The sequence below is a fragment of the Maricaulis sp. genome (assembly GCF_048270265.1).
GTDB lineage: Bacteria > Pseudomonadota > Alphaproteobacteria > Caulobacterales > Maricaulaceae > Maricaulis.
Genome location: NZ_JBLWTD010000001.1, coordinates 309,552 through 330,801, shown reverse-complemented (window position 1 = coordinate 330,801; position 21,250 = coordinate 309,552). Strand labels below are relative to the sequence as shown.

Below are 21,250 nucleotides of genomic sequence, written 5' to 3'. Positions count from 1 at the left end.
GCATGTTGAACCCCTCCGGTTTGCGTGTTCTTGGTTTGTTCTTTTCATGGAAAACGCGCACCGTCAAGCACAAGGCGCAAAAAACGACTCGGATCAGACTGGATCAGGGACCGGTATAGTCGGTCAGCTGGCCGTCAGCGAAAGTGACGACGCGGTCCATCCGCTCGGCGATTTCGTGATTATGGGTCGCGACCAGCGCCGCTGCCCCCTGCTCTCGCACCGTGTCGCGAAAGGCCTCGAACACGGTCGAGGAGGTGGCCGGATCGAGATTGCCGGTGGGCTCATCGGCCAGCAGGACACGCGGTGAATTGGCTAAAGCACGGGCGATGGCGACGCGCTGCTGTTCGCCGCCGGACAGCTGGGCCGGCTGGTGCGTCGCCCGCTCGGCCAGGCCCAGCATGGACAGCAATTGATCGGCCCGCTCGACGGCCCGCTTCTGCGAGACGCCGGCGATCAGCTGCGGCAGCACGATATTCTCGCGGGCATCAAATTCGGGCAGCAAATGATGAAACTGATACACGAAGCCAACATCACGCCGCCGCATGGCTGTTCGCAGCCGGTCGTTCATGTCGCGCGTCGGAACGCCGCCGATGAGAACCTCGCCGCTGTCTGGGCGTTCCAGCAGGCCGGCCGCATGCAGCAGGGATGACTTGCCGGAGCCGGACGGGCCGACCAGGCCGACAATCTCGCCGGGCATCAGGACCAGGTCGACGCCGCGCAGGACGTGCAGCTCGTCAGCCTCGGTGACATAGGTCCGCTCGATCTTGCGTAATTCCAGAACCGGTTCACTCATAACGCAGTGCCTCGACAGGATCGAGCCGGGCCGCGCGCCAGGCCGGCGGCAGCGTCACCAGCAGGGAGACCGCAAGCCCGAAGATCGAGACAAAGGCGACCTCGCCCCAGTCCAGCTCGGCGGGAATGCGATAAAGGTAGTACACGCTCGGGTCCCAGACCTGCGCGCCGGTCGTCCAGGTGATGAAGTCCTGGATCGGACCGACATTGATCACGAACAAAATGCCCAGAATGATGCCGGCCAGCGTACCGAGCATGCCGATACTGGCGCCGACGATCAGGAAGATGCGCAGCACCGAGGCCTGGGTCGCACCCATCGTGCGCAGGATGGCGATGTCGCGGCTCTTGTTCTTCACGAGCATGACCAGGCCGGAAATGATATTCAGCGCCGCGATCGCGATGACGATGGTCATCACCAGACGCATGGCCGAGCGCTCGAACTGAAGTGCGTTGTAGAAGGCCGGGTCCAGCCGCGTGTAGTCGTAAACCATCGCCTCGGGACCGGCGATCGCCTCGACCGGGCCAACGAAGGTGGCCGCGAGCTGGGGATCGTCGAGCCGGATCTGGATCATGTCGATGCCCTGATCACGGCCAAAGAAGAGCTGGCCCTGTTCGAGCGGCATGAAGGCAATGGCGTCATCGATGGTCGAGACCCCTGCCGCCAGAAGCGCGCCGACATAATAGGCCTTGCGCCGCGGCGCGACGCCGAAGGAGGTCGCCGCCCCCCGCGCCGTCAGGAAGGTGACATAATCGCCGACATTAACGTTGAGCCGCCGCGCCACGCCCGTGCCGAGCACGATCACATCGCCGCCATTGCGGCCCATGCCGAATTCCTCGATCGAGCCCTGGGTAATGCCGGTGGGGCTGCGCGGATCATCGCCGCTGCGCACGACATCGAGTTCACCAAGATCCTCCGGGCTGATCGCCAGTACCTGAAGAAAGGCCTCGGAATGCTCGGTCGAGGCCATAACCTGGCCCTGCACAACCGGGTCGGCGCTCTTGACGCCAGTCAGCGCCTCGATCTCGGCGACCATGCGGTCGACCTCCTCCGGCTCGATCATGCGCGTATCGACAAAGACATGCGGCTGGAAGCCGAGGAGCTGGCTGAACAGCTCGTTGCGAAAGCCGTTCATGATCGACATCACCGCGATCAGTCCGGTCACCGCCAGCGCAATCCCGGCAAAGGAAATCATCGCGATCAGCGCGACGCCGCCATTCTTGCGCTTGGTCCGCAGATAGCGCGCGGCGATCTGGAACTCATAGGGGCTGAACGGCATGGCGCCGCCCGGATCGATCGGCGGCGCCTCAGCCATGGGCAAAGTCTCTCGCCGCCAGCCGTGCCACCGCATCCTCGATCGACAATTCATGCGTCTCGCCCGAACGCCGGACCTTGACCTCGACCTTGCCCTCTTTCAGCCCGCGCGGACCGACAACCAGCTGGTAAGGCAGGCCGATCAGATCGGCCGTGGCGAACTTGGCGCCAGCCCGGTTGTCGGTATCGTCATAGAGCGGGTCCAGCCCGGCTGCCAGAAGGCTGGCATAGGCGGAATCGCAGGCCGCGTCACAGGCCTCGTCGCCGGCACGCATATTGATGATGCCGACATCAAACGGCGCGACGCTGTCGGGCCAGATACAGCCCTTCTCGTCATGATGCGCCTCGATGATCGCCCCGAGCAGGCGCGAGACGCCTACACCGTAGGACCCCATATGCACCGGCCGGTCCTGACCGTCGGGATGGGTGAGATTGGCTTTCATCGGCTCGGAATATTTGGTGCCGAAATTGAAGATATGGCCGACCTCGATCCCGCGCGCCGAAAGCTGGCGATCGGCAGGCACGGCCGCGAAGGCCTCCGCGTCGTGCATTTCCTCGGTGGCGGCATAGAGCGCGGTGCGCTGGTCGACCAGCGGCTGCAAATCGCCATCGAAATCGACGTCGAGGCCCGGCGCGCCCATCTCCACCAGATCGGCATGGCAGAAAACCTCGCTCTCGCCGGTTTCGGCCAGAACGATGAATTCATGCGAGAGATCGCCGCCGATCGGACCGGTATCGGCACGCATCGGCACCGCCTTGAGGCCAAGGCGCGAGAATGTGTTGAGATAGGCCACAAACATGCGGTTATAGGATTTGCGGGCTGCAACCTCGTCGAGATCGAAGGAATAGGTGTCCTTCATCAGGAATTCGCGGCCGCGCATGACGCCGAAGCGCGGGCGGATCTCGTCGCGGAACTTCCACTGGATATGATAGAGCAGCTTGGGCACGTCCTTGTAGGAGCGGCAATAGCTGCGGAAGATGTCGGTGATCATCTCCTCATTGGTCGGCCCGTAGAGCATTTCGCGCTTCTTGCGGTCGACAATACGCAGCATCTCCTGGCCGTAATCCTCATAGCGCCCGCTCTCGCGCCAGAGATCAGCGGACTGCAGCGTCGGCATCAGCAATTCGATGGCACCGGCGCGATTTTGTTCCTCGCGCACGATCTGCTCGATCTTCTGCAACACTTTCCAGCCCAGCGGCAGCCAGGAATAAATCCCCGCCGCCTGCTGGCGGATCATGCCGGCGCGCAGCATCAGCTGATGGGAGACAATCTCGGCATCCGAAGGAGTTTCCTTCAGGACGGGCAGGAAAAATCGGGACAGGCGCATGAGTCGGTATCCGTATCGCAGGGTTCAAGTCTCATTAGAACGCGTCCGGTGCCGATTACAAGCAGCGGTCCCGCCGTTCAGCTGCGCTTTGGCCTCCTAGCCCCACCGCCCGCCATGCGGGGTGAGTTGGGCCAGCACGCCGCTGTGCATCAGGACGAAGTAGGCAATCCAGATCACCGAGGTGAGCGCGGTTGTCCACCAGAGCTTCTTCGCCAGATTGGGACGCATCGGCGCGCCGGGCTCACTCCCGGCCACGACATCGCCGGTCTCTTCCTGGCTGGTGATGCCGATCGGCAGCATGGTGAAAAGCAACACCCACCAGATCAGCAGGAAGACCACCAGACCGTTGACAATGCCGACACCGCCATCGCGGATGAAAAAGCGCGACAGCCACAGCAGCGCAGCAGACGCCACCGCTGCGCGGGCAAACCATTTCATCATCGCTGCGGCTCCTGCATCAGCTCGATCAACAGACCGCAGCTATCCTTGGGATGGATGAAAATCACCGGCACGCCATGGGCACCCACATAGGGCTCGCCGGTGCCAAGCACGGTGGCGCCCTTGGCACGCGCATCATCGCGCGCGGCAATGATATCGGGCACTTCGAAGCAGAGATGGTGCTGGCCGCCCTTGGGATTGCGCTCGAGGAATTTGTGCACCGGGCTGTCGGCGCCAAGTGGCTCGAGGAGTTCGATCTCGGAATTGGCCAGTTTTACAAAGGCGACACGCACACCGAGATGCGCGAAATCGCGGGTTTCGGTTGCTTGAGTGGCACCGTAGAGCTCGGCATAGGTCTTTTTGGCGGCCTCGATATCCGGCACCGCGACTCCGACATGATTGAGACGTCCGACCTGCATCACTCGCTCCCTAGACTGCCAACACCATCACATCGACCATCGGCTTCTTGCCCCAGATCCCGTAAGCGGTGCGCCGCACGGCGCGGCGAATTTCTTCCTCGAGCTGATCGTCGTCCTTCTTGACGCGCGGATGCAGCTTTTCGAAACAGTCCTCGGCCGAGGTTTCCAGGGCATCGAGGAAATCATCGATCGAGAATTCGGCGCTTTCCGCCAGACCGGCCTGCTTGATGTCCGGTCCGGAGATCAGGCGGCCCTTGCTGTCCACCGCAAGGGCGACAACGATATAACCGGCCGAGGCGAGACGGCGGCGTTCGCGCATCGAGGTCGCGTCCGCCGGTGTCAGGAACTTGCCATCGAGATGCAGGCGCCGGGCCGGGGCCTCGTCGATGATGGACGCGGTGCCATCCGAGCGGATCTCGACCATGTCGCCATTGCGCACGGAGACCGAGTGCGGCACCTGCAGGCGGCGCGCATAATCGGCATGCTCGAGCAGGTGGCGCCGTTCGCCATGCACCGGGATGGCCACGCTGGGCTTGGCCCAGGCATACATTTGCGCCAGCTCGCCGCGGCAGGGATGGCCGGAAACGTGGATCGGCCGGTCGCGTTCGGTGATGATCTCGACGCCCTTCTCGGCCAGCTGGTTCTGCAGCTCGAAAATCCCGACTTCATTGCCCGGAATGACACGGCTGGAGAAGATCACGGTATCGCCCTTGGTCAGGGTGACATTGCGGTGATTGCCGGCGGCGATGCGCGACAGCGCTGCGCGTTCCTCACCCTGGCTGCCGGTGCAAAGATAAAGAATGCGGTTCTTCTGATAGGTGACCGCCTCTTCCTCGCTGACGAAGTCCTGGACATGGCTCAGCATGCCGACAGCCTTGGCGGCGGCCGTCATGCGGTGCATGGAGCGGCCAACCAGGCAGACACGGCGGCCATTGGCCTCCGCTGCCTCGATCGCCGATTGCAGGCGCGCGACATTGGAGGCAAAGGCGGCGATCGCCACCCTGCCCTTGTGCTCGCCGACGACCTTGATCAGCTCGTCGCGGACATCGGCTTCCGAACCGGATTCGCCCTCGGAGAAGACATTCGTGCTGTCGCAAATCATTGCGAGCACGCCCTCTTCACCGAGCGCCTGGATTGCGGAGATGTCGGTGGCCTCACCGATCAGCGGATCGGGATCGATCTTCCAGTCGCCGGTGTGCAGCACCAGCCCCGCCGGAGTGCGGATCGCGAGACCGTTCGGCTCGGGGATGGAGTGGGTCAGCGTGATCATCTGGCAATCGAAGGGGCCGACATTGAAACGGCTGTCCAGACCGACCTCGTGCAGGGTTACGGCATCAAGCAGGCCGAATTCACGCAGACGGTCGCGCACCAGCCAGGCGGTGAAGGGGGTCGCCCAGATCGGGCAACGCAGCTTGCGCCAGAGATGCGCCACAGCGCCCATATGGTCTTCATGGGCGTGAGTGAGCACCATACCGACAAGGTCGCCGCGGCGTTCCGCGATGAACTCCGGATCGGGCATGATCAGATCAACGCCGGGCGTCGAGAGATCGCCAAAGGTCACGCCACAATCGACGATGATCCATTTGCGGTTTTCCTCCGGGCCGTAGCCGAAGAGGTTCAGATTCATCCCGATTTCGTTGGAGCCGCCCAGTGGCAGAAAATACATGCTATCGGTCAATTGGCACCGCCATTGAGTTTCCAGACCTCCAGCAGGCCTCGGATGGTGAGATCGGGATCGTAATGCTCGATCGTCCGGGACGCGCCTTCGAAGAGCGAAACCACGCCGCCCGTTGCGATCACCGTCATGGGTTGGCCATACTCAGCCTTGAGCCGTTCGACAAGCCCGTCGATGAGATCGATATAGCCCCAGAACACGCCGGACTGCATGGCGCTGACCGTATCCTTGCCCATCACACGGGCCGGTTTGGCGATCGCCACGCGTGGCAATTTCGCCGCCGCGCCGTGCAGGGCCTGCATCGACAGATTGATGCCCGGCGCAATGATACCGCCCTCGAACGCACCGTCGGCACCGATGACATCGAAGGTGGTGGCCGTGCCGCTATCGATCACGATCAGGGCACCGGGATAGCGTGCCCGGGCACCGAGCGCATTGACCAGACGGTCCGCCCCAGCATCCTGCGGCCGGTCGAGCCGGACCTCGATATCGAGACGCACCCCCGGCTCACCCACAATCACCGGCTCGCACTCGCAATATCGGCGCGACAGGTTGCGCAGGTTGAACAAGGCCTGCGGCACCACGGTCGAGATCACGCAGGCATTGATGTCTGAGAATTTGAAGCCCTGCAATTCCATCAATTGCGACAGCCAGACGGCATGTTCGTCGGCGGTACGGCTGCTGTCGGTTCCGGCGCGCCACTGGGCCCGCCAGCCATCGCCATCATGGATGCCGAACAGGATATTGGTATTACCGCAATCGATCGCGAGCAGCATGTCTAGCTCTCCTCACCCATGGCCGGAAAAAACACTTCACCCGCGGAGATATACCTGTGCTGGCCTGCGGCCAAGTCGAGCCGCAGCGCACCGTCGGGCCCCAGATCGCCGAACACGCCATCCAGCGTCTCGTGATCGAGGCGCACCACACAACGCTCGCCCAGCCCGTGCGCCCGCGCCAGCCATTGATCGCGAATGGCGCCGAAACCGCTTCGCAGCCAGAGCTGGACATTGCGCTCGAACGACGCCGCGAGATGCTCCAGCGCGATTTCGCGCTCCAGCCGCCTGCCGGCCAGGGCCAGACTGGTCACCGGCCGGTCAAGATCGTCGGGCGCGACAGCGAGATTGACCCCGATACCGACTGCCAGCCAGAGGCCGCCCGCCGGTGCCGCTCCGGACTCCAGCAGGATGCCCGAGACCTTGCGGCCGTCCACCAGGACGTCATTGGGCCATTTCACCCGCGTGCGGGCAGCGTCGCCAAGCGCTGTATCGCAGAGCTCCGCGACGGCAAGCGCTGCCACGAAGGACAATTCCGCCGCCTGCGCCGGCGGCCGGTTGAACACATACAGCCCGCTTGCGAACAGATTGCCGTCGAGACTGTGCCAGGCACGGCCACGGCGTCCGCGACCGGCACTCTGTCGCCGTGCCGCTATCCAGAGCGGGCCACGCTCGCCGGCCAGTGCGCGATCACGCACTTCGACATTGGTCGAGCCTGTCTCATCAAGCCATTCGATACGGGGCGCCGGTGATGCCAACGTCTAGAGAACGTCGAGGCCGACGCTGAAGGCCCGGTAGATGAACCAGCCCAGAGCCGGAAGCAGGAGGATGGTCGACCAGCCTGCCACGCGCGTCACCCAGTAGACACTGAGCGCCGGCTCGACAAACGTGACCTCCGGCGGATCGAACCACATCACCTTGACCACCCGTAGATAGTAGGCGGCGCTCACGACGCTGAACAGAACCGCGAGAACGGCCAGGATCAGGAGATCGGACTGCACCGCCGAGAAGATGACGAAGAACTTGCCGAAGAAGCCGACGAAGAAGGGCAAACCGCCGATCGAGAACATCAATGCGGTCAGCGACCAGCCGAGGCCCGGATTGGTCTGCGCAAGGCCGGCCAGGTCGGAGATCTGCTCGACCATGCCCTCGCGGGTCCGCATCGACAGGATGGCGCCGAAGGTCCCGATCACCGAAATCATGTAGAGCGACATATAGACCAGCAGGGCCCAGACACCGGTCTCGCTGGCGGACGCGATGGCGACCAGCGCATAGCCCATGCCGCCGATGGAGGAATAGGCCATCAGGCGCTTGAAGTTCTGCTGGGTGAGCGCTCCGAAGGCACCGATGGCCATCGACAGTACGGCAATGATCCAGATCACGTCGCGCCACTGGTCCAGCATGCCGCCGAACGGCTCCAGCAGGACCCGGGTCAGCAGCACGATTGCCGCCATTTTCGGCGCGGTCGCAAACAGGGCTGTCACCGGGGTTGGCGCGCCTTCATAGACGTCGGGCGTCCACATGTGGAACGGGGCTGCGGAGACCTTGAAGGCCAGGCCACAGATCACGAACACAAGGCCGAAGATCACGCCGACCGAAGGCTCGCTGGCCACGGCAATGGCGATCTCGTTAAAGCCGGTTGCGCCGGTGAACCCGTAGACCAGCGAGGCGCCATACAGCAACAGGCCGGAAGAGAGTGCGCCCAGGACGAAATATTTGAGGCCGGCTTCGGAGGCGCGCAGGCTTTCGCGGTTGAACGCGGCCAGCACGTACAGCGCCAGCGATTGCAGCTCGACAGCCATATACATGGAGATCAGGTCATTGGCCGAAACCATCATCACCATGCCGGTGACACCGAGGGCGACGAGGACCGGGAATTCGATCTTGGAGAGCTTCTCCGCTTCCAGGTAAGGCAGGGCCAGCAGCATGGCGAGCGCCGCAGCCAGGGTGATAGCGACCTTGGCGTATTTCGCAAGCGGGTCGAGAACGAAGGCACCGCCAAAGGCCTGGCCATCTTCGCCGGTCAGGAAGAGCGCGGCGAGGCCCGCAGCGACCAGCAGGCCGATGGTGAGCAGGTGAACGAGACGGGCCGTCCCCTCACCCTTCAGGAAAACACCGAGCATCAACAGCGCCATGGAGCCGCCGGCCAGCATCAGTTCCGGTGTCAGGAGCGACAGGTCGTGGGAGAGCATATCCGCGGTCATGTCAGGCCTCTTACTGAGCCGGTGCGGCGAGTGCCGCATCATAATTGGAAATCAGCGCCTCGACCGAAGCGGCCGTGATATCGGTCACCAGGGTGGAGAAGACGCCGAGCAGAAGCGTCATGATGATCAGCGGCACGAAGATGATCCATTCCGTGCGATTGAGATCGGTCAGCGTGTTGAGCTTCGGATTGGTGATTTCGCCGAAGATCACGTCGCGATAGACGGTCAGCATGTAGACGGCCGACAGGATGACGCCGATGGCAGCACCGGCACCGACCCACCAGGCGACCTGGAAGCCACCGACCATGGTCATGATTTCACCGATAAATCCGGATGTACCCGGCAGGCCGACATTGGCCATCGCGAACAGGCCGAAGATGGCGGCATAGACCGGCATCTTGTGAACCACACCGCCATAGAAGGCGATCTCACGCGTATGCATCCGGTCATAGATCACGCCGACACAGAGGAAGAGTGCCGAGGAGATGAAGCCGTGGGAGATCATCTGGAAGATGGCGCCCTGCACACCGAGCATGTTCATCGAGAACAGACCCAGGGTCACGAAACCCATGTGCGCGATAGAGGAATAGGCGATCAGCTTCTTGATATCGGTCTGACGGAAGGCCACCAGCGAGGTGTAGACGATGGCGATCAGCGAGAGCACGAACACCATCGGCGCAAAATAGGAGCTGGCATCCGGGAACATTGGCAAGGAGAAACGAAGGAAGCCGTAACCCCCCATTTTCAGGAGCACGCCGGCCAGGATGACCGAACCGGCCGTGGGGGCCTGAACGTGCGCGTCAGGCAACCAGGTGTGCACCGGCCACATCGGCATCTTGACCGCAAAGGACGCGAAGAAGGCCAGCCAGAGCCAGGTCTGGGCCTGCGGCGCAAAGCTGGTTTCCAGCAGCACGGTGATGTCGGTCGTTCCCGCCTGCAGGAACATGTAGATCATCGCCACCAGCATCAGCACCGAGCCAAGCAGGGTGTAGAGGAAGAATTTGAACGCGGCATAGACGCGGTTCTGTCCGCCCCAGACGCCGATGATCAGGAACATCGGGATCAGGCCGCCTTCGAAGAAGACGTAGAACACCACCAGGTCGAGCGCGGTGAACACGCCCAGGATCATGGTTTCCAGCAGCAGGAAAGCGATCATGTAATCGGCGACGCGTTTTTCGATCGCACCGGACGCCAGGATACAGATCGGCATCAGGAAGGCAGTCAGCACGACGAACAGCACCGAAATACCATCCACGCCCATGCGATAGCCCATGCCGATCTGCTCAAGCCAGAGCACTTCATGCACGAACTGGAAGCCGGACACGGCCGGGTCGAACTCCAGCAGCATCACACCGGCGAAGGCCAGGGTAACCAGCGTTGTGACCAGGGCCACCATGCGCGAATTTCTGTCGATCAGCGCCTGGTCTTCCGGACGCGAGGCAAAGCGGAAGACGGCAATGATGAGCGCGCCGATTGCCGGCGTGAACGTCAGGATCGACAGGAAGGCATCGAGCTCGGAAAACATGCTATTGGCCTCCTGCGCCGACCAGGATCCAGAGCGTCAGCCCCAGAATACCGATCAGCATGACGAATGCGTAGTGATAGACATAGCCGGACTGCGCCTTGGCGATGCGTTTCGCTGCGGCGAGCGTCGTGCTGGCGACACCATTGGGGCCGAAGCCGTCAATGATGCGCACATCGAAGAATTTCCAGAACAGATCGCCCAGGCCCTTGGCGCCTCTCACGAAAATGAAGTGGTAGATCTCGTCGACATACCATTTGTTGTAGAGCAGCGAGTAGATCGGACCACCACGGGCGGCGATCCGCGCACCCATGCCGAAATTGATCAGATAGGCATAAACCGCAGCCAGGAAGCCGACCAGCGTCACGATAAACGGAGCCAGAATGACCCAGACCGGCGGATGTTCGCCACCCGCATGAGCCTCACCATCAGTGGCCTCTGCGTGCGCATTGGCTGCCACGGCATGCTCTGCCCCGTCGCCGTGTTCTGCCGCAGGTGCGCCATGGTCGGCATCGGCTCCGGCAACGGCCGGTCCGTGCACGGCACCGGGCAGGCTTTCATTCCAGAAATGGGATGAATTGCCGCCGATGAAATCATTCTTCATCAGACCGCCGGCGAAGATCGCACCGACCGCGAGCACCACCAGTGCGCCCATCATCGTCCACGGTGGATCATGGGCGTGGTCGAAGGTGTGCTTGTCACCCCGGAAGGTGCCGTTGAACGTCATGAAGATCAGGCGCCAGGAGTAGAAGCTGGTCAGAAGCGCTGCGATGACACCGACCCAGAAGGCGAGATTGCCGAAGGCAATGCCCTGCTGGCCGGCCATATAGGCCCCTTCAATGATCGCATCCTTGGAGAAGAAGCCGGCGAAACCGATATCGGGCAGGAAGCCGACACCGAGCGCGGCAAACGGCAGGCCGACACCGGTCAGGGCGAGCGTCCCGATCAGCATCATGATCCAGGTCGCAGGCATCATCTGATAGATGCCGCCCATTTTCCGCATGTCCTGCTCATCGTGCAGCCCATGGATGACCGAGCCGGATCCGAGGAACAGGAGCGCCTTGAAGAAGGCGTGCGTGAACAGGTGGAACATCGCTGCGCCATACAGGCCGAGGCCGGCGGCGAAGAACATGTAACCCAGCTGGGAACAGGTCGAATAGGCGATGACGCGCTTGATGTCGTTCTGGGCCAGGCCAACCGTGGCCGCGAAGAAGGCCGTCAGCGCACCGATCACGGTGATGAAGGCCGACGCGTTCGGTGCCAGCTCGAAGATCGGGAAGCAGCGGCAGACCAGGAAGACACCGGCGGTGACCATGGTGGCCGCGTGGATCAGGGCGGAGACCGGCGTCGGGCCTTCCATCGCATCGGGCAGCCAGACGTGCAGGAAGAACTGGGCCGACTTACCCATCGCACCGATGAAGAGGAGGAAGGCGATCAGCTCGATCGCAGGCAGCTCCATGCCGGCAAAGGCCAGCGTCGTCGCGGTGTGGTCGCCGACCTGGGCAAAGACATCGCTGAAGCTGACCGAACCGAACACCAGGAAGAGCGCCATGATGCCGATGGCAAAGCCGAAATCGCCGACCCGGTTGGTGACGAAGGCCTTGATGGCGGCGTCATTGGCGGACTTTTTCTTGTACCAGAAACCGATCAGCAGATAGGAGGCGAGACCGACGCCTTCCCAGCCGAAGAAGAGCTGGAGGAAATTGTCTGCCGTCACCAGCGCCAGCATGGCGAAGGTGAAGAGCGAGAGATAGGCGAAGAAGCGCGACCGGTGCGGGTCGTGCGCCATATAGCCCCAGGAGTAGATATGGACCAGCGAGGCGACGCTGGTGACCACGACCAGCATCACCGATGACAGCGTGTCGAGCTTGATCGCCCAGCTGACATCAAACGTGCCGACCGACATCCAGGTCGCCAGGTGAATGGTCTGGCTGTTGCCGCCATAGGCGACGTCGAAGAAATTCAGGATCGACAACAAGGCCGACACCACGACAAAGCCCGTGGTGACGATCTGGGCGGCGCGGTGACCGATGAAATTGCCGAACAGGCCTGCAAAGGCAGCGGCAAACAGCGGACCGAAGACGATGAGAACTGCCATAATCCCCTTAGCCCTTCATCAGATTGGCGCCCTCAACCGAGATATCACCCCGGTTGCGGAAGTAGACGACGAGAATGGCGAGGCCGACAGCGGCCTCGGCAGCGGCGACGGTGAGTACGAACAGGGCGAAGACCTGCCCGGCGAGATCGCCGAGGAAGCTTGAAAACGCCACCAGGTTCAAATTCACCGAGAGCAGGATCAGCTCGATCGACATCAACAGGATGATGACGTTCTTGCGGTTCACGAAAATCCCGAACACGCCGATGGTGAACAGGATCGCCGCGACGGCGAGATAATGTCCCAGACCGATATCGATCATTCGCCAATCCCCTGTCCTGGTTTGATGTCGAGCATTTCGATCGCCTCTTCGCGGCGGCGGCCGACCTGGGCCGTCACGCTCTGGCGCTTGACGCCGGTCTTGTGACGCAGGGTCAGCACGATGGCGCCGATCATGGCGACCAGCAGAACCAGGCCCGAGGTCTGGAAGAAGAAGATGTAGTCGTCATAGAGAATCTGGCCGAGCGCCTCGATGTTCGACATGCCCTCCGGCGTCGCCGCAGCGCGCAGCGATTCAGCCTGGGGCGAAGCCTGCCAGTTCATCGTGATCAGGATCAGCTCACCGGCCAGAACCAGGGCGACGATGGCGCCGAGCGGCAGATAGCTGAGAAAGCCCTGTTTCAGCTCGGTGAAATCGACATCGAGCATCATCACCACGAACAGGAACAACACCGCGACCGCGCCGACATAGACAACGATCAGCAGCATGGCGAGGAATTCCGCGCCGAGCAGGACGAAGAGGCCCGCCGCCGAGAAAAAGGCGAGGATCAGGAATAAGACCGACCTGACCGGATTGCGCGCGATGACGACCATAAGGGCCGAAAAAATCGCCACTCCGGAAAAGGCCCAGAAGGCCAGTGTTGCGAGCATAGCGCCCTCTTCCGTTCTCTTGCTTCTCAGACCAGCCCCGTATCAGCGATACGGCGCGTCAAGTTCCAGGTTCTTGGCAATTTCCCGTTCCCAGCGATCGCCGTTCGCGAGCAGTTTTGCCTTGTCGTAATACAGTTCTTCGCGCGTCTCGACGGCGTATTCGAAATTCGGCCCTTCGACGATGGCGTCGACCGGGCAGGCTTCCTGGCAATAGCCGCAATAGATGCACTTGGTCATGTCGATGTCGTAGCGCGTGGTGCGGCGCGAGCCGTCTTCACGAGGTTCCGCTTCGATGGTGATAGCCTGGGCCGGGCAGATGGCTTCGCACAGCTTGCAGGCAATGCAGCGTTCTTCGCCGTTGGCGTAGCGGCGCAGGGCGTGCTGGCCACGGAAGCGCGGGCTGAGCGGCCCTTTCTCGAAGGGGTAGTTCAGCGTCGCCTTCTTGGCGAAGAAATACCGCATGCCCATGCCGAAGGCGGACCAGAAGTCCATCAGCAAGGCACCGCGAATGGTTTGTTCGATACGTCCCATGACGATTATCCCTGTGCCCCGAAGACGATGTAGGCGCCGACCAATGCGACCGCAGCGAGCGAGGTCGGCAGGAAGATCTTCCAGCCCAGACGCATCAGCTGGTCATAGCGGTAACGCGGCACGAGTGCCTTCACCATGGCAAACATGAAGAAGAAGAAGACGATCTTGATCGCGAACCAGAAGAAGTACCACAGGTGCGAGACCATGTAGGGCCAGCCGCTGGTATCCAGGTCGATCGGCGAGTTCCAGCCGCCAAAGAACAGGATCGTCGTCATCGCACACATCAGGACGATGTTGAGATATTCGCCGATCATGAACAGCAGGTAGGGCGTCGAGGAATATTCGGTCTGATAGCCGGCGACGAGTTCGGACTCGGCCTCGGCCAGATCAAACGGCGGCCGGTTGGTCTCGGCCAGCGCCGAGATAAAGAAGATCGCCGTCATCGGGATCATCACCAGGAACATCGGCCAGCCGTCCTCAAACAGGGCCCGCCCGGCAAGCACGTTCCAGTTCCAGAACCCGCCCGACTGCGCCTCGACGATGACGGTGAGGTTCATCGAGCCGGCGAACAGCAGCACGGTAACGATCACGAAGCCGATCGAGACTTCGTAGGAGACCATCTGCGCCGCAGACCGCAAGGCCGCGAGGAAGGGGTATTTCGAGTTGGAGGCCCAGCCGCCGATGATGATGCCATAGACACCCAGCGACGACATGGCGAACAGGTAGAGGACACCGACATTGAGGTCGGAGATGACCCAGCCCGGAGCGACCGGCACCACGGCCCAGGTCGCGAAGGCGAGGATCAGGGTGATCAGCGGCGCCAGGATATAGAGCGTGCGATCAACGCCGGCCGGAATGACGATTTCCTTGAACACGAATTTGAAGAAATCGGCGAAGGACTGCAGCAGGCCGAAGGCGCCGACCACGTTCGGTCCTTTGCGCATCTGCACCGCGGCCCAGACCTTGCGGTCCATCAACAGCAGGAAGGCCAGCGAGACCAGCAACACAATGGTGAAGCCGAGGATCTGCAGCACGGCCATGCCAAGACCGCCCCAGACGCCGAATTGGGTGATGAAATCGCTCATCGCTTACTCCGCCGCAGCTTGGGCCGGCCCGGCGGCGATGGCGGAGCATTCCGCCAGCGTCTTCGAGGCCCGCACGATCGGGTTGGTAAAGTAGAAATTCGTCACCGCAACGCCGAAATCGGCCGAGGCGACATCGCCGGCAGCGCCAATTTTGGCAACGTCAAACTCGGCAGCGTCATCGGCACCCGGGGCATAGTCGATCCCGGCGAAGACGGCGTTGCTGCCGAAGAGTTTGCGGCGCAATTGTTCCAGATTGTCGTAGGGCAGTGTCTTGCCGAGGCGCTCGGACAGGGCACGGAAGATCGCCCAGTTCTCTTTGGCTTCGCCCTTGGGGAAGACGGCGCGCGAGGCAAGCTGAACCCGGCCCTCGGTATTGACGTAGATGCCGTCCTGCTCGGTCCAGGCGGCGCCGGGCAGAATGAGATCGGCGCGGTGGGCACCGGCATCGCCATGGCTGCCGAGATAGATCACGAAGGCATCGCCAAAGCTGGCCATGTCGAGCTCGTCGGCGCCCATCAGCACGATGGTGTCCATCTTGGCCGATTGCATGCCGGCGACGTCATAGCCCCCCTCACCCGGCACGAAGCCGAGATCGAGACCGCCGACGCGGCTGGCCGCCGTGTGCAGCACGTTGAAACCGTTCCAGTCGGCACTCACGGCACCAACGGCCGCAGCGAGTTCGCCGGCGGCGCGCAGCACCTGCTCGCCATCAGCGCCGGCAAGGGCGGCCGAACCGAGAATGATCATCGGACGCTTGGCGTCCTTGAGCGTCTTGATGAAGCCGGAGCGCTTCTTGGCCAGACCGGCCAGATCCGCCGCGGACGTCCCGACATGCTCATAGGTATAGGTCAGATCGACCGGCGCACCGATCAGCCCGACCTTGGTGTCATTGTGCAGCCAGGTCTTGCGGATGCGGGCATTGATGATGCTCGCCTCAATGCGCGGATTGGCACCGACGATCAGGATGGCGTCGGCCTCTTCGATACCGGCAATGGTCGAGTTGAAGAGATAGGACTGGCGCGTGCCCGAATTGAGCTTCGATCCATCCTGGCGGCAATCATAGGAGACGACGCCGAGGGCATCGAACAGGTCCTTGGCGGCCTTCATTTCCTCGACCGGGCAGAGGTCGCCGGCAATGGCGCCGATCTTCGAAGCGTCACCGGAGAGCTTTTCGGCAGCAATGGTCAGGGCTTCAGGCCAGTCGATCGGGCGGAGCTTGCCGTTTTCGCGCACATAGGCCTTGTCGAGACGTTGGCGACCGAGGCCTTCCCAGGCAAAGCGTGTCTTGTCGGAAATCCATTCCTCATTCACGCCCTCATGCACGCGCGGCAGGATGCGCAGCACCGCAGGCCCGCGCGCATCGACGCGGATATTCGAGCCGACCGCATCCATCACATCGATGGTCTCGGTCTTTTCAAGTTCCCACGGGCGGGCGTTGAAGGCGTAGGGCTTGGAGGTCAGCGCACCGACCGGACAGAGATCGATCACATTGCCGGACAGTTCCGACGTGATGGCCTGTTCCAGATAGGTGGTGATTTCGGCATCCTCGCCGCGGCCGATCATGCCGATCTCCGGCACACCGGCGACTTCGGTGACAAAGCGGACGCAGCGCGTGCACTGGATGCAGCGCGTCATCTCGGTCGCGACGATCGGACCCATTTCCTTGTCTTCGACAGCGCGCTTGTTTTCAGGAAAGCGCGAACCGGTGCGGCCATAGGCCATCGCCTGGTCCTGCAGGTCGCATTCGCCGCCCTGGTCGCAGATCGGGCAATCGAGCGGGTGATTGATGAGCAAAAACTCCATCACCCCTTCGCGCGCCTTCTTGACCATGGGCGAGAGCGTATTCATCGCCGGCGGCTCGCCATTCGGCCCGCCGCGCATATCCTTGACCTGCATGGCGCACGAAGCTGCCGGTTTGGGTGCCCCCACCAGCTCGACCAGACACATGCGGCAATTGCCGGCCACCGACAGGCGCTCGTGATAGCAGAAACGCGGAATTTCGCGCCCGGCAGTCTCGGCGGCCTGCAACAGCGTGTAGGAATTCGGAACCTCGATTTCCTGGCCGTCGATAATGATTTTGCGGAGATCTTCGCTCATGCCGCAATCCCTGCTGTTTGGGGCTTAGGCGCCCGTAACCAAAAAACTGTGCCCCAGATGGCGCCTGCGGAACCCCATGCGAGTCCCACCATCACCGCGAGCTGTGCCAGCGCCGATTGACCGGTTTGGGTTTCGAAGCCGATTCCGTATTGGGAAAGCAACCCCTCAACTGCCAACACCGACGTAATAATCGCAACGACGGAAAATAGCGCAGCCCCAACCAAGGCGAGGCCTATCGCACCAAGAGACACACCTGCGACCCGCAGCGCACTAGAGCTGATCGCCCAAAGCGCACTCCCAAACACTATCAACAAGACGAATGCCGCGATCACTGACCCGAAGAGTTGTGAAAGCGCCGAGTTAAAATTCCCAGCGCCTGGCCCTGAGCCGTCATTGCCGATCAGGCTCGGAGCCGCCGCTTGAACGAGCGCGCACACAGCCGCTGCCAAGAGCGCCGCCAGAACATATGTGAGGAGAGTTCTCACAGCCCGCCCTACTCCGCCGCGACTTGCGAAACAAACACCGGCTTGCCGGCGCGATAATTATTGATGCGGGACTCAATCTCCGGACGGAAGTGCCGGATCAGGCCCTGGACCGGCCAGGCGGCGGCATCGCCAAGGGCGCAGATCGTGTGACCTTCGACCTGACCGGCGACATCAAGCAGCATGTCGATCTCGGAGATCTCGCTCTCGCCGCGCGACATGCGCTCGAGCACGCGCCACATCCAGCCTGTGCCTTCGCGGCATGGCGTGCACTGGCCGCAGCTTTCATGGCGGTAGAAATACGAGATCCGCGCGATGGCTTTGACGACATCGGTCGACATGTCCATCACGATGACGGCGGCGGTGCCGAGGCCGGACTTGTGGGCCTGCAGGGCATCGAAATCCATCAACACATCGTCGCAGATATGTTTCGGCAGCAGCGAGACAGACGAACCGCCCGGGATGACGGCCTTGAGATTGTCCCAGCCGCCGCGCACGCCGCCGGCATGGGTCTCGATCAGGGTCCGCATCGGGATCGACATCGCTTCTTCGACATTGCACGGCTTGTTCACATGGCCGGAGATCGAGAAGATCTTGGTGCCGACATTGCGTTCACGCCCGAAGGAAGAGAACCATTCGGCGCCGCGGCGCAATATGGTGCCGGAAACCGCAATGGATTCGACGTTATTGACGGTGGTCGGGCAGCCATACAGGCCGGCATTGGCCGGGAATGGCGGCTTCATGCGCGGCTGGCCCTTTTTGCCTTCCAGGCTTTCCAGCAGTGCCGTCTCTTCGCCGCAGATATAGGCGCCGGCGCCGTGATGGATATAGACGTGGAATGGCCAGCCATGGACATTCTTGTCGCCAATCAGCTTGGCCTTGTAGGCCTCGGCTACGGCCTTTTCGAGCGCCAGACGCTCGGTGACGTATTCGCCGCGCAGATAGATGTAACAGGCATGGGCCTGCATCGCGAAGGAAGCGATCAGGCAGCCTTCGATCAGCAGATGCGGATCATGGCGCATGATCTCGCGGTCCTTGCAGGTGCCCGGCTCGGACTCGTCCGCATTGACGACGAGATAATGCGGGCGCGCGCCCACTTCCTTGGGCATGAAGGACCATTTCAGGCCAGTCGGGAAACCGGCGCCGCCACGGCCGCGCAGGCCCGAAGCCTTCATATTGTCGATGATCCAGTCACGGCCCTGCTGCAGGATCTCGGTGGTCCCGTTCCAGCAGCCGCGCTGTTTCGCACCTTCCAGATCCGGGCTGTGATGCCCGAACAGATTGGTGAAGATGCGGTCCTTGTCTTGCAGAAGCTGAGGCATCATGCGCCCTCCGCCAGGGCCTTGGCTTGCGCCACCCAGCCTTCACGTTCGATCCGGCCCTTGAATTTCAGACGGCTGTCGACCCAGGCAATCTCTTCCGGCCCCCATTGCGCAATCTGCGCAAAATGGAAGAAGCCGAGCTCGTTCAGCGTTTGCTCAAGCTTGGGGCCGACACCACTCAAACGCTTGAGATCATCGGGCTGACCCTTGGCTTTTTTCAATGTTTTCGGGGCCTTGCCGCCGCTTGTTGCAGCAGCAGGCTCGGCCTTCACCTTCGGCGCCGGCTTCGGCTTGGTCTTGCTGACCGGCTTGGTGGCCGCAGCGGGCTTGGGCGCAGGCGCCGGTTTGGCGGCAGGCTCGGGCTTGGCGGCGGGCGCCGCAGGCTTGGCGCTGCCGGTATTGGGCAAATTGATCGGCTTGGCGCGAGAACCGTCATACAGGCTCGGATCGGTGAGGACGGTCGTGCCGTGGGCTTCCGAGGAGACGCGGTCCGATTGCGGGCCGTACTTGATGGCCTTGCCGGCGGCGAGATCGTCGAGAATCTGCTCGAACTTGGCGGCATCAAGGTCTTCGACGTAGTGATCGCCATCCTTGTTGGCGAGCTGGAACATCGGCGCATTGGCGCAGGCGCCCATGCATTCCACTTCAAGCCAGGTGAACTTGCCGTCGGCGGAGATCGCGCCGGCCTCACCGATGCGCGACTTGCACACCTTGATGAGATCGCCCGAGCCGCGCAGCATGCATGGCGTCGTGCCGCAGACCTGGATCAGATGTTCCCCGACCGGAGCCAGGTTGAACATGGTGTAGAAGGTGACGACTTCGTAGACGCGGATATAGGCCATATCCAGCCGCTCGGCGACAGCGCGCAGCGCCGGCTCGGGCACCCAGCCCTCCTGCTTCTGGACGATCCAGAGCAGGGGAATAACGGCCGAAGCCTTGCGGGCTTCCGGATATTTCGCCAGCCAGAACGCAATTTCCTTCTCGCTGTCCGCGCTGAAGGTGAAGCTTTCCGGTTGCTGTTTGGCGAGACGGCGAACGCTCATCGGTCGATCTCCCCGAAGACCACGTCCAGCGATCCGATGATCGCGGAGACATCGGCCAGCATGTGGCCCCTGTTCATGAAATCCAGTGCTGCCAGATGGGCAAAGCCGGGCGCGCGGATCTTGACGCGATACGGCTTGTTGGAGCCGTCGGAGACGAGATAGACGCCGAACTCGCCCTTGGGCGCCTCGACGGCGACATAGCATTCGCCTTCCTCGACGTGCACGCCCTCGGTGTAGAGCTTGAAGTGCTGGATCAGCGCTTCCATCGAGCGCTTCATCTCGGCGCGGCGCGGTGGCGAGAACTTGGAGTCGGTCGCCAGGACTTCGCCCTGGTTTTCCGGTTTTTCCAGCCAGTCGCAGCACTGGAGCATGATCTTCACGCTCTCGCGCATTTCTTCCATGCGGCACAGATAGCGATCATAGCAATCGCCATTCTTGCCAACCGGAACGCGGAATTCGAGTTCGTCATAGACCGAATAGGGCTGCGACCGGCGCAGATCCCAGGCCAGGCCGGAACCGCGCACCATCACGCCGGAGAAGCCCCAGGCGAGCACGTCTTCCTTGGTGACAACGCCGATATCGACATTGCGCTGCTTGAAGATGCGGTTCTCGGTCAACAGCTTGTCGATATCATCGAGCTTGGCCGGGAATTGTGCGCACCAGGCCCGGATATCGCTGATCAGCTGCGGCGGCAGGTCCTGGTGGACACCGCCGGGACGGAAATAATGCGCATGCATGCGGCTGCCCGAGGCGCGCTCATAGAAGACCATGAGCTTTTCGCGCTCTTCGAAACCCCAGAGCGGCGGCGTCAGTGCGCCGACATCCATCGCCTGCGTCGTGACATTGAGCAGGTGATTGAGGATCCGGCCGATCTCGCAATACAGCACGCGCACATATTCGCCGCGCTTGGGCACGGAAATCCCGGCCAGGCGTTCGGCGGCCATGCAGAAGGCATGTTCCTGGTTCATCGGCGCGACATAGTCGAGCCGGTCAAAATAACCGATGCCCTGGAGATAGGTCTTGTGTTCCAGCAGCTTCTCGGTGCCGCGGTGCAGAAGGCCGATATGCGGATCGACCCGCTCGACGACTTCGCCATCGAGCTCGAGCACCAGGCGCAGCACACCGTGCGCAGCCGGGTGTTGCGGTCCGAAATTGATCGTGAAATTGCGCGGGGCGGTATTGGTCGCGTCGTCAGCCATGGC

Annotated in this window: 19 protein-coding genes; all 19 read right to left on the bottom strand. The window is 62.2% G+C overall.

Going from position 1 to position 21,250, the window contains the following annotated elements; genetic code table 11:
• Window positions 1-103: 103 nt before the first annotated feature.
• A complete protein-coding gene (locus tag ACN0YF_RS01555) occupies window positions 104-793 on the bottom strand; it encodes an ABC transporter ATP-binding protein (RefSeq protein WP_417483365.1) in 690 nt (229 codons plus the stop codon).
• Window positions 786-2,105 (bottom strand): lipoprotein-releasing ABC transporter permease subunit, encoded by a 1,320-nt coding sequence (locus ACN0YF_RS01550; RefSeq protein ID WP_417493061.1) that lies wholly within the window; start codon window positions 2,103-2,105, stop codon window positions 786-788. The genes ACN0YF_RS01555 and ACN0YF_RS01550 overlap by 8 nt, the downstream gene beginning before the upstream one ends.
• Window positions 2,098-3,432, bottom strand: coding sequence for a proline--tRNA ligase (gene proS, locus ACN0YF_RS01545; protein ID WP_417493060.1), 1,335 nt, complete (start codon window positions 3,430-3,432; stop codon window positions 2,098-2,100). Before proS ends, ACN0YF_RS01550 begins: the two co-directional genes overlap by 8 nt.
• 96 nt (window positions 3,433-3,528) lie before the next feature.
• Window positions 3,529-3,873, bottom strand: a complete 345-nt coding sequence (locus tag ACN0YF_RS01540; protein WP_417493059.1) for a DUF1467 family protein — start codon at window positions 3,871-3,873, stop codon at window positions 3,529-3,531.
• Complete coding sequence (gene mce, locus ACN0YF_RS01535; protein WP_417493058.1) at window positions 3,870-4,289, bottom strand: methylmalonyl-CoA epimerase; 420 nt, start codon at window positions 4,287-4,289, stop codon at window positions 3,870-3,872. The genes ACN0YF_RS01540 and mce overlap by 4 nt, the downstream gene beginning before the upstream one ends.
• 10 nt (window positions 4,290-4,299) lie before the next feature.
• Complete coding sequence (locus tag ACN0YF_RS01530) at window positions 4,300-5,955, bottom strand: ribonuclease J (RefSeq protein WP_417493057.1); 1,656 nt, start codon at window positions 5,953-5,955, stop codon at window positions 4,300-4,302.
• Window positions 5,956-5,963: 8 nt separating this feature from the next.
• Window positions 5,964-6,740: a type III pantothenate kinase gene (locus ACN0YF_RS01525; RefSeq protein ID WP_417493056.1), complete on the bottom strand. Its 777-nt coding sequence runs from the start codon at window positions 6,738-6,740 to the stop codon at window positions 5,964-5,966.
• A gap of 2 nt (window positions 6,741-6,742) precedes the next feature.
• Window positions 6,743-7,495, bottom strand: a complete 753-nt coding sequence (locus ACN0YF_RS01520) for a biotin--[acetyl-CoA-carboxylase] ligase (RefSeq protein WP_417483359.1) — start codon at window positions 7,493-7,495, stop codon at window positions 6,743-6,745.
• A gap of 3 nt (window positions 7,496-7,498) precedes the next feature.
• On the bottom strand, window positions 7,499-8,941 hold the full coding sequence (gene nuoN / locus ACN0YF_RS01515) for an NADH-quinone oxidoreductase subunit NuoN (protein ID WP_417483358.1): 1,443 nt from the start codon (window positions 8,939-8,941) through the stop codon (window positions 7,499-7,501).
• Window positions 8,942-8,951: 10 nt separating this feature from the next.
• Window positions 8,952-10,466, bottom strand: a complete 1,515-nt coding sequence (locus ACN0YF_RS01510; protein ID WP_417493055.1) for an NADH-quinone oxidoreductase subunit M — start codon at window positions 10,464-10,466, stop codon at window positions 8,952-8,954.
• 1 nt (window position 10,467) lies between these two features.
• Window positions 10,468-12,561 carry an NADH-quinone oxidoreductase subunit L gene (gene nuoL / locus ACN0YF_RS01505; protein ID WP_417493054.1) on the bottom strand — a complete coding sequence of 698 codons (2,094 nt, stop codon included), beginning with the start codon at window positions 12,559-12,561 and terminating at the stop codon, window positions 10,468-10,470.
• A gap of 7 nt (window positions 12,562-12,568) precedes the next feature.
• A complete protein-coding gene (gene nuoK / locus ACN0YF_RS01500; RefSeq protein ID WP_417483384.1) occupies window positions 12,569-12,877 on the bottom strand; it encodes an NADH-quinone oxidoreductase subunit NuoK in 309 nt (102 codons plus the stop codon).
• Window positions 12,877-13,488 (bottom strand): NADH-quinone oxidoreductase subunit J, encoded by a 612-nt coding sequence (locus tag ACN0YF_RS01495; RefSeq protein WP_417493053.1) that lies wholly within the window; start codon window positions 13,486-13,488, stop codon window positions 12,877-12,879. The genes nuoK and ACN0YF_RS01495 overlap by 1 nt, the downstream gene beginning before the upstream one ends.
• Before the next feature lie 42 nt (window positions 13,489-13,530).
• Window positions 13,531-14,019: an NADH-quinone oxidoreductase subunit NuoI gene (nuoI, locus tag ACN0YF_RS01490; protein ID WP_417483354.1), complete on the bottom strand. Its 489-nt coding sequence runs from the start codon at window positions 14,017-14,019 to the stop codon at window positions 13,531-13,533.
• Between the two features lie 5 nt (window positions 14,020-14,024).
• Complete coding sequence (gene nuoH, locus ACN0YF_RS01485) at window positions 14,025-15,104, bottom strand: NADH-quinone oxidoreductase subunit NuoH (RefSeq protein ID WP_417483353.1); 1,080 nt, start codon at window positions 15,102-15,104, stop codon at window positions 14,025-14,027.
• Window positions 15,105-15,107: 3 nt separating this feature from the next.
• Window positions 15,108-17,201 (bottom strand): NADH-quinone oxidoreductase subunit NuoG, encoded by a 2,094-nt coding sequence (nuoG, locus tag ACN0YF_RS01480; RefSeq protein ID WP_417493052.1) that lies wholly within the window; start codon window positions 17,199-17,201, stop codon window positions 15,108-15,110.
• A 493-nt stretch (window positions 17,202-17,694) separates the two neighbouring features.
• Complete coding sequence (gene nuoF, locus ACN0YF_RS01475; protein WP_417483383.1) at window positions 17,695-19,005, bottom strand: NADH-quinone oxidoreductase subunit NuoF; 1,311 nt, start codon at window positions 19,003-19,005, stop codon at window positions 17,695-17,697.
• On the bottom strand, window positions 19,005-20,048 hold the full coding sequence (gene nuoE / locus ACN0YF_RS01470) for an NADH-quinone oxidoreductase subunit NuoE (RefSeq protein ID WP_417493051.1): 1,044 nt from the start codon (window positions 20,046-20,048) through the stop codon (window positions 19,005-19,007). Before nuoE ends, nuoF begins: the two co-directional genes overlap by 1 nt.
• Window positions 20,045-21,247 carry an NADH-quinone oxidoreductase subunit D gene (locus ACN0YF_RS01465; RefSeq protein WP_417493050.1) on the bottom strand — a complete coding sequence of 401 codons (1,203 nt, stop codon included), beginning with the start codon at window positions 21,245-21,247 and terminating at the stop codon, window positions 20,045-20,047. Before ACN0YF_RS01465 ends, nuoE begins: the two co-directional genes overlap by 4 nt.
• Window positions 21,248-21,250: the final 3 nt, after the last annotated feature.